The organism is Binatus sp. (SeqCode), assembly GCF_036522015.1.
Taxonomy (GTDB): domain Bacteria; phylum Desulfobacterota; class Binatia; order Binatales; family Binataceae; genus Binatus.
Map to the genome: position 1 here is coordinate 1 of NZ_DATDGQ010000183.1, position 8,252 is coordinate 8,252.

The 8,252-nt window shown below is 61.6% G+C and carries 10 protein-coding genes; 3 read left to right on the forward strand and 7 right to left on the reverse strand.

What is annotated here, in order from left to right:
- Position 1 precedes the first annotated feature (1 nt).
- Positions 2-424 carry a tRNA (cytidine(34)-2'-O)-methyltransferase gene (locus VIW95_RS07695; RefSeq protein WP_349259303.1) on the forward strand — a complete coding sequence of 141 codons (423 nt, stop codon included), beginning with the start codon at positions 2-4 and terminating at the stop codon, positions 422-424.
- Here the strand turns inward: VIW95_RS07695 and VIW95_RS07700 are convergent.
- The 7 genes from VIW95_RS07700 to VIW95_RS07730 all read right to left on the reverse strand — a co-directional run bounded on the left by VIW95_RS07700 (position 411) and on the right by VIW95_RS07730 (position 6,386).
- The gene (locus VIW95_RS07700; protein ID WP_331585046.1) at positions 411-686 is read right to left on the reverse strand and encodes a hypothetical protein; all 276 of its coding nucleotides are present in this window, start codon (positions 684-686) and stop codon (positions 411-413) included. The genes VIW95_RS07695 and VIW95_RS07700 overlap by 14 nt on opposite strands.
- Positions 687-736: 50 nt before the next feature.
- Positions 737-1,042 (reverse strand): hypothetical protein, encoded by a 306-nt coding sequence (locus VIW95_RS07705; protein WP_331585048.1) that lies wholly within the window; start codon positions 1,040-1,042, stop codon positions 737-739.
- Positions 1,043-1,158: 116 nt separating this feature from the next.
- Positions 1,159-1,467, reverse strand: coding sequence for a hypothetical protein (locus VIW95_RS07710; RefSeq protein ID WP_331585050.1), 309 nt, complete (start codon positions 1,465-1,467; stop codon positions 1,159-1,161).
- A gap of 158 nt (positions 1,468-1,625) precedes the next feature.
- Positions 1,626-2,537, reverse strand: a complete 912-nt coding sequence (locus VIW95_RS07715) for an ABC transporter permease (RefSeq protein WP_331585052.1) — start codon at positions 2,535-2,537, stop codon at positions 1,626-1,628.
- Positions 2,530-3,609, reverse strand: a complete 1,080-nt coding sequence (locus VIW95_RS07720) for an ABC transporter permease (RefSeq protein ID WP_331585054.1) — start codon at positions 3,607-3,609, stop codon at positions 2,530-2,532. The genes VIW95_RS07715 and VIW95_RS07720 overlap by 8 nt, the downstream gene beginning before the upstream one ends.
- Positions 3,609-5,069, reverse strand: coding sequence for an ABC transporter ATP-binding protein (locus tag VIW95_RS07725; protein WP_331585056.1), 1,461 nt, complete (start codon positions 5,067-5,069; stop codon positions 3,609-3,611). The genes VIW95_RS07720 and VIW95_RS07725 overlap by 1 nt, the downstream gene beginning before the upstream one ends.
- Complete coding sequence (locus VIW95_RS07730; protein ID WP_331585058.1) at positions 5,070-6,386, reverse strand: CCA tRNA nucleotidyltransferase; 1,317 nt, start codon at positions 6,384-6,386, stop codon at positions 5,070-5,072. It abuts the gene before it with no gap.
- Positions 6,387-6,513: 127 nt separating this feature from the next.
- On the opposite strand from VIW95_RS07730, the gene VIW95_RS07735 reads away from it, so the two are divergent.
- Positions 6,514-7,641 carry an amidohydrolase family protein gene (locus tag VIW95_RS07735; RefSeq protein WP_331585063.1) on the forward strand — a complete coding sequence of 376 codons (1,128 nt, stop codon included), beginning with the start codon at positions 6,514-6,516 and terminating at the stop codon, positions 7,639-7,641.
- A 112-nt stretch (positions 7,642-7,753) separates the two neighbouring features.
- Positions 7,754-8,167 carry a DUF1801 domain-containing protein gene (locus tag VIW95_RS07740; RefSeq protein ID WP_331585060.1) on the forward strand — a complete coding sequence of 138 codons (414 nt, stop codon included), beginning with the start codon at positions 7,754-7,756 and terminating at the stop codon, positions 8,165-8,167.
- Positions 8,168-8,252: the final 85 nt, after the last annotated feature.

Sequence of the window (8,252 nt, forward strand, 5' to 3'; positions counted from 1 at the left end):
GATCGCGCGTCTCGCCGCGGCAATCAAAGCGCGGCTTCATCTGGTAGGTCCTCTGGGATTCTCGCTAGAAGATCGCTACCTCAAGCGCGCGGGGCTGGATTACTGGCCGCTGGTGGATTTGCAGACTTACAACGGATGGGACCAGTTCGCGGAGCACCATCACGATTCGCCGCGAGCGAAATCGAAATTCTTTTCGACACACGGGCCGACGTCCTATCTCGACGCTTACTATAAGCGAGGCGATTTCCTGTTCTTCGGCGGCGAGACGTCAGGCCTTGGCAAAGAATTCCTGGCGGAGAGAGCCGATCGAACCTATCGGATACCAATCTTCGAGGCGGGCGTGCGCAGCCTGAATCTCTCCAACGCAGTCTCGATCGTGGTGTACGAAGCGCTGCGCCAGACCGGCGCGCTCAGGACTTCTTGACGCTGCAACTGCCGCAGCCAGTGCTGCACGCGGTCTTTTCGCCTTCAGCGGGCGGCGGGCCAAAATAATAACCTGCCTGCTCGAGTTCGCCGGGCGATACCCATTTGAGATTTTCGGCGATCGGCGTGTCGCAATGCACGCAGATGCGACGTTCGGCGCTTTCGTTGTCGAGCGCGACATACGTCAGCACCGATTTGCCGCAGACTGCGCAATCCGCCATCGGAAATGACGAGTCTCTAAGTGCGAGTAGAGGCGTAGGCATCGAATTCACATTACATGATTGCGCAAGTGAAATTCGATGCCTACAAAAGGTTATTTGCCTTGGTCCGACGGAATCTCAATCGTTTTCGGAGGTCCGACTGGATTGGGTGCGGGAGGCGGCAACTCGTAGTCTGACCAACCGTCGAAACCGTACGTGTCAAAGCTGTAGCCCCACGGATTTCCGACGTACGCCGGACCGACGATCGACGGCCCTGACCCATATGTCGGGTACCCATATGTCGAGTATTCGTGTCCGTAGTACCCACCGTATTCTGGACCGCGGTAGGAGCCGTGGGTCGAGACCGCGCTAACCAGGAGCGTCAAGGCTGCCAGGTTTGTTAAGATCTTCCGCTTCATAGCTTTGTACCTTTTCTCTAACGCGAGCGAGGAGTCGGCATCGAATTCACATCATGCCAACTATGCGTGAGATTTCACGTCACACGATTGTGCCTGAAATTCGACGCCCGCTTGGGTCAGCCGCGATGGTGTCCTTCGCCGTGTCCTGAATGGGCGAAAGAATGTCCGCCGTCACCACCATGACCTTCATGACCCCATCCATCGTGTCCGCCATGACTCCATCCATCATGATCCCATCCGTGACCCCAACCATATCCGCCGTAGTATGGATGGCCCCAGCCGTATGCCGGTCCGTAGGCGTATGACGGGTATCCGCCGTAGCCACCACCGTAGCCGGGGTAATCCACGTCGTAGCAGCCCTGAGTCGAAACCACGCAAAAGAGGAGCGACAGAGCTGCTAGACCTGTCAATATTTTCCGTTTCATTGCTCTGTACCTCTATCTAGTTAGACGCTCTCGACAGAGCGGTGATACAGGGGCGAACAAGAAACGAATAAGTGCAAATTAGCTCGAAAAATTAGATAGTTAGACTGACTGAAAAATGCAAAATAGTCGGCCAAATTCGTCGCCACAACAGGCTGGGACTATTGCCGTCGATAGGGCTCTCCGAGCGCGCTTGGCGCCGCTGCCTGGCCGCCGAAGCCCGCCAGTACTACGAGCGTCAGCGCGTAAGGCAGCGCGAGAAACAGTTGGTATGGGACGACGGTGCCGAGCGCCTGCAATCCGAATTGCAACGCCATTGCGGCGCCGAATAGCAGTGATGCGGCGGCGAGGCCCCACGAATTCCAGCGGCCTACGATCACCACCGACAACGCGACAAAGCCGCGGCCGGCCGAGATGTTCTCGACGAAGGTGTTGGCATACGCGAGCGTCAGGAACGCTCCCGCCAAGCCCGTCAGCGCACCCGAAACGAGCAACGCCTGCCAGCGGATTGCGATCACGCCGAGGCCGAGCGCGTCCGCCGCCTCGGGACGCTCGCCGCATGCGCGCAGCCGAAGGCCGTAGCGCGTCCGCGAGATCACGTACCAGAGAACGGGCACGAGCAGGAAGGTGACGTACACCAGCGCGTTGTGATCGAAGAGCACCGGGCCGAGCAGCGGGATTCGCGCGAGCGGACCGAGCGGGATTTTTGCGATCGGCGCCACCATGAACGCCTTGCCGGTCACGCCGAACAGCTGGCGATAGAAAACTCCCGTCAGGCCGAGCGCCAGGATGCTGACCGCGGTGCCAGTGACGACCTGGTTGACGGCTAGATTCACGACCAGCACCGCGAAGATCGCATTGAGCGCGACGCCCGCCGCGATTGCGCCTATAAGCCCCAGGCCGGCGCTGCCACTGAAATACGCGATCGTCAGCGCCGCGAATGCTCCCGACAGCATCGCGCCTTCGATCCCGATATTGACCACGCCGCTTTCCTCGACCAGCAGTTCGCCCAACGCGGCGAGCAGAATCGGCGTTGCCATCGTGATGACCGAGACGAGGAACGCTTCAAGCATCGGGCATCTCCGCGACCGGCGGCACGGCGGCCGCATCATCACTCGACGCGCCGAAAATATTCTCGCGCAGTCCGTTCCATGCTGGCGTATCGAAAGCGAGGATGATCAGGATCACGAGGCCCTGGATAACCTGCACCAGCTCCGGCGAGATACCCTGCGTGCGCTGCATCGCCTGCGAGCCGTTGTCGAGCGCGCCGAATAGGAGCGCGGCGGGAATGACTGCGAGCGGATTCAGTCGCGCGACCAGCGCAACCGCGATCGCCTCGAAGCCCCATCCGGGCGACAGCTTCTCGTACAGTCGATGCGAAATCGCGGACACCTGCACCGCGCCGCCAAGTCCCGCGAGCGCGCCCGACAAAGCCATCACCCAAACCGTGAGCGCGGGAATCCGGATGCCGAAGAACGTCGCGGCGCGGCGGTTGCGGCCCATCGCACGCAGCTCGAATCCAGCGCTGGTGTTGAACAACAGCGAGTAGCAGGCGACCGCGAGCACGACCGCCAGCAGCATACCGAGATTGAGGCGGCTCGGCGCGAAGTAGAATTCGAGCTGGGCTGCGGATGCGATCGGTGAGCTGGTCGGATATGCGCGCGACGGCTCCATCAGCGGGCCATGCACCATCCAGCTGAGCATCTGCACGGCGACGAAGTTGAGCATGATCGTGCTGATCACTTCGTTAACGTCGCGTCGCGCGCGCAGCCATCCTGCGACGCCGCCCCAAATCGCGCCGCCTAGCGCACCGGCGGCGAGCACGATCACGATTGCGATCGCATGCGGAAAATTCTCGAGATGCGTACCGACCGCGGCGGCCGCGATTGCGCCAATCGTAAGCTGTCCGTCGGCGCCGATATTCCACAGCGCGCCCGAGAACGCGATCGAGACGGCCAGCCCAGTGAAAATCAGCGGCGTGGATTTCACGAGCGTATCTACACAGGCGTACCAACTGCCGAATGCGCCTCCGCCAAGCGCGGCGAACACTCCGAACGGAGACGCACCGAGCGCGGCCAGCACGATCGAGATCAGCACTGCTGCAAGCGCCAGCGCCGCGAATGGTTTCGCAATCGAGGACAGCATCAGTCGCGCGCTCCGGCCATCAGCAGGCCCAGCCGCTCGGGATCGCGCTCGCCAGGATTTGTCTCGCGGACTGTTCCGCCGCTGATGATCAGCAGCCGCCCGCATATCGCAAGCAACTCGTCCAGGTCGCTCGAAATCAGGAGCACCGCGCCTCCGTCGGCAGCGAAGTCGAGAATCCTGCGATGCACTTCCGCAGTCGCAGCGAGGTCGAGGCCGCGGCAGATATTGTGCGCGACGATCACCCGCGGCTGCGATGCGATCGCGCGCGCCACTTCCAGCCGCTGCCGATTCCCGCCCGACAGCGCGCCCGCGATCGCTTCAGGACCGGGTGCACGAATCCGAAAACGCTCGATCAGCTCACGCGATAGATCGATCGCGCGCGAAGTGTTCAGCCACCCGCGCGACGTCACCTGCTCCCGGAGCGGACGCGCGAGAATCAGGTTTTCCCACAGCCGCATGTCGAGGATCAGTCCGTCGAGGTCGCGATTCTGCGGTATCACCGCCATCGCGCCGATTGAAGTTATCTTCCCGCCGCCTGGCTTGCGCACACCGGCGAGCAACTCGACCAGTTCGGTCTGTCCGTTACCGTCAACGCCGGCGATACCCACGATCTCACCGGCGGCGACGCGCAACGAAAGCCGGTCGAGAATCCGGCGCCGGGTGTGATCGTCGAGAGTCAGATTTTCGACTTGCAACACGGGCTCGCCCGGGCCCAACTGCATGGCCGAGGCGTCGGGCTGGATGACGATTTCGCCAATCATCAGCCCGGCCAGTTTTTCCTCGCTGGTCTCGGCGGGAATCGTGCGAGCTACGACGCGGCCGCGGCGCAGTACGGTAATTCGATCGGCGACCGCGATCGCCTCGGAGAGCTTGTGCGTGATCAGCACGACGATTCGGCCTTCGCCGCGAAGATTGCGCAGCAAGTCGAGGAACGCTGCCAGTTCCGAAGGCGCGAGCACGCTGGTCGGCTCGTCGAGAATCAGCACGCGCGGATTGAAGCTGAGCGCGCGCAGCACTTCGAGCCGGACGCGCTCGGCCACCGAACGATTCTCGACGGTGGCGCCGGCAGGCGGCAAGTCGAACCCAAGTTTCGCCGCAAGCGCGCGCGCCCGCGCCGCGACCGCCGCGAGGTCTAACAATTCAGCGCCGGTGTCGAAGCCGCCGAGTGCGAGATTCTCCTCCCACGTCATCCGCTCGAACAGCATCGGGCTCTGATGCACCGCCGCGATTCCTGCCGTCAGGGCGGCGCGCGGCGAGCCTGCCTGAAGCGGACGTTCGTCGAGCAGCGCCTGGCCATTATCGGGCGCGAGTGAGCCAGCCAGCACATTCATCAGGGTGGTCTTGCCGGCGCCGTTCTCGCCGACCAGCGCGTGAATCTCGCCTGGACGCGCCTCGAAATCGACGCCGTCGAGCGCGAGAGTGCGGCCGAAGCGCTTGGTTATGGCGTTGGCGCGGAGCAACTATGCGGCGTAATGCGCGCGCACGTATTCGAGCGCGGCTTCGCGGGTTTCGAGCGCGCCGTCGAGTTGATGGTCCTCGACGTCCTTTAAAATTTCCTTGAAGCGCGGACCCGGCGTGAAGCCGAGCTGCTTCAAGTCCTCGCCGCCAATCAAACGCGGCGGACGAATTTCGGTCGGCGTCATTGTCGACATTGCACGTTTGCAGAAATGCCAGTAGCCGAGGTACGAGCTCGACGCCATCGCGTCCATGAACGCCACGTCCATCAATTCGCCGAAGCCATCCTCCCCGAGCATCCGCTTGAGCGTCGCCGGACGCATCCGCGGCGCCATGCACAGCTTCAGATGATTCTTCACCAGGTACGCGACGCGCTCCTGCACCGCGCGCGAGCGCTTCAGCCGCGCGAGCATGTTCGCCGCCATCACGGCGCCATCATCGGTATGCCCATAGAAAGTGACCTTGTCGCCGGTGACCGCGCGACACTGCGGCTTGGCGATATCGTGCAGCAGGATTCCGAATGCGACGGTCTCGGTGCATCCTGCGGGCAGCATCGCGACGCCAATCCGCGTATGCGTGTAAACGTCGCCCTCGGGATGAAAATTTTCAGGCTGCGCACATCCGCGCATGCGCACGACTTCCGGCAGCAACAACTGCATGAGGCCACTGTCCATCATCAGATCCATCGCGCGCGCGGCAGCGCCCTCGGTCATCATCATCACGATTTCTTCGCCGATTCGCTCGGCCGCGATTGCAACAATCTTCGGCGCCGCGAGTTTCATCGCGTCCCAGGTCGCGGGCTCGATCGTGAAGTTGAATCGCGCGGCGAAGCGCACGGCGCGCAGGATGCGCAGATGATCCTCCTCGAAACGCTCGGCAGGATTTCCGATCGCGCGGAGGACTCCATCGCGCAGATCGCGCATCCCGCCGACCAGATCGATTAAGTGCTCGGCGAGCGGATCGTAGAACATCCCATTGATGGTGAAATCGCGACGGATCGCATCCTCCTCGATCGCGCCGAAGCGCACCGACGAAGGCCGGCGTCCGTCCGTGTATTCGGCGTCGGCGCGGAAGGTCGCGACCTCGATGGGTTTGTCGTGGTCGAGCACCACGCCGATTACGCCGAACTTCGCACCAACCGCGACGGTGCGGTCGAACATTTTCTGCACGACTTCGGGACGCGCGTCGGTCGCGATGTCGTAGTCCTTGGGCTCGACGCCGAGGATTCGATCGCGCACACATCCGCCGGCGAATACGGCGCGAAAGCCGGAATCGACCAGACTGCGAACGATCTGCAGCGCCTCTTTCTCCCTGACGTTCATGCGCGATACGACTCTCCAACCGCGCATTTTATAGCGTCGCGATTGCAGGGTGCTATATGGGCTGACGCGAATCATACGTGAAACCGGCTGCTTGAGTTTGGCGTGGGCGATGCGATAAGTGGATCAAATGTTCAACGGCAGCAAAGTAATCGACGCTGACGGGCATGTGATGGAGCCGAACGAGCTCTATGACGAATACCTCGATAAGAAGTTCAAGCCCGATCTCGACGATCTGAAGAAGGTGGCGTCAACGCGGGCGTCGAAATATTTCTTCGGCTACTTCCATCAGTTGAACACCGGGAGGCCGCTCGGTATCGCGGCGCCTGATAAGCCGCTGACGCGAACCGGACGCAAACCGCACGGCGAGAAGCCCGACATGCGCGGCGGATTCGACCCTCACGTGCGCATCAAGGATATGGAGCGCGAGGGGATCGACGTCGCGGTGCTGTTCGCGACGGTTGTCTCGAGCTTCTGCGCGCTTATGAGTGTCGATTTCGAAGTCGCGATGATTCGCGCGTACCATCGATGGCTCGCCGACTACTGCGCGGCCTATCCCGCGCGCCTGAAGGGCGTTGCGATTGTGCCGATGCGCGCGCCCGAGCGGGCGGCCGAGGAAATCCGGCGCGTCGCGAACGAGCCGTGGTGCGTCGGCATCTACCTGTCGGCGCACATGGAGGACAAGCTGCTCGACCATCCCGCGTTCCATCCGATTTGGAAGGCGTGCGTCAAGACCGACCTGCCCGCGTGCTTTCATGGCGGCACGGCGCGCCCGCCGTACGGGATGGGCACGTTCGAGATGGGCAACAATCTGTTCATCCAGCATTCGGCGACGAATCCGTTCGAGGTGATGCGCGGGATTGCGGCACTCGTCGGCGGCGGCGTGCTCGACATTTTCCCGAAATTGCGCGTTGCGTTTCTCGAGGCGGGTGTGGGATGGCTGCCGTTCTGGATGGAGCGGCTCGACGAGCATTACGAATTGATGCCGGAGTACGTGCCGTTTCTGCATCGCAAGCCGTCCGACGTGATTCGCAGCGAGAACTTTTTTATTTCGTGCGATCCCGACGAGGAGACGCTGCCGTTCGTAGTCGAATCCGTCGGCGCCGAGCACATCTTGTATGCGTCGGACTACCCGCACTTCGACGGCCGATTCCCGCATACGGTGAGCCTGACGGCGGGACGCAAGGAGTTCGCAGCGAGCGTGCCGAAAAAAATCCTGCACGAGAATCCGACGCGGTTGTATCCTCGGTTGAGGTAGCCAACCTAACCAAGCCTTGGCGCGCAGCAGTGATTTCTCGATTGCGCGGAACATCTAACTTTAGTGTCTCTGCGATCGCACGTTTTATTTCGGTTACACTCGATCGTTTTAGATGAAGAAACCCGACATTAGTCAGAGCAAATCGCCATCTCAGCTCATCACCGAGAGAATCGCAGAGCTAGGCGGCTGGCGCGGTGAGACGCTTGCCCGTGTCTGCAAGCTCATCAAGGAGGCAGACCCGGGGATAACGGAAGAATTGAAGTGGAGGAAACCCACCAATCCCTGGGGAGTTCCGGTCTGGTCTGACAGCGGGATCGTATGCACGGGCGAGTCTTACAAGACTCACGTGAAGCTCACTTTCGCGAAGGGCACTGCAATCAAAGACCCGGAGGGCATCTTCAATTCCAGCCTGGATGGGAACGCAAGGCGCGCAATCGATCTGCATGAAGGCGACAAGATAAATGAATCTGCCTTCAAGCAGATAATCCGCGCTGCAGTCAAGCTGAACTCCAAAGGAAAGAAATAGCGAATGGTGGGGCGGGCCTCCGCGCTCGCCACTCTCGACCGTAGCGCCGGCCTCCGCGCCGGTTCTTTTTTTCTGCGCCTGCAAC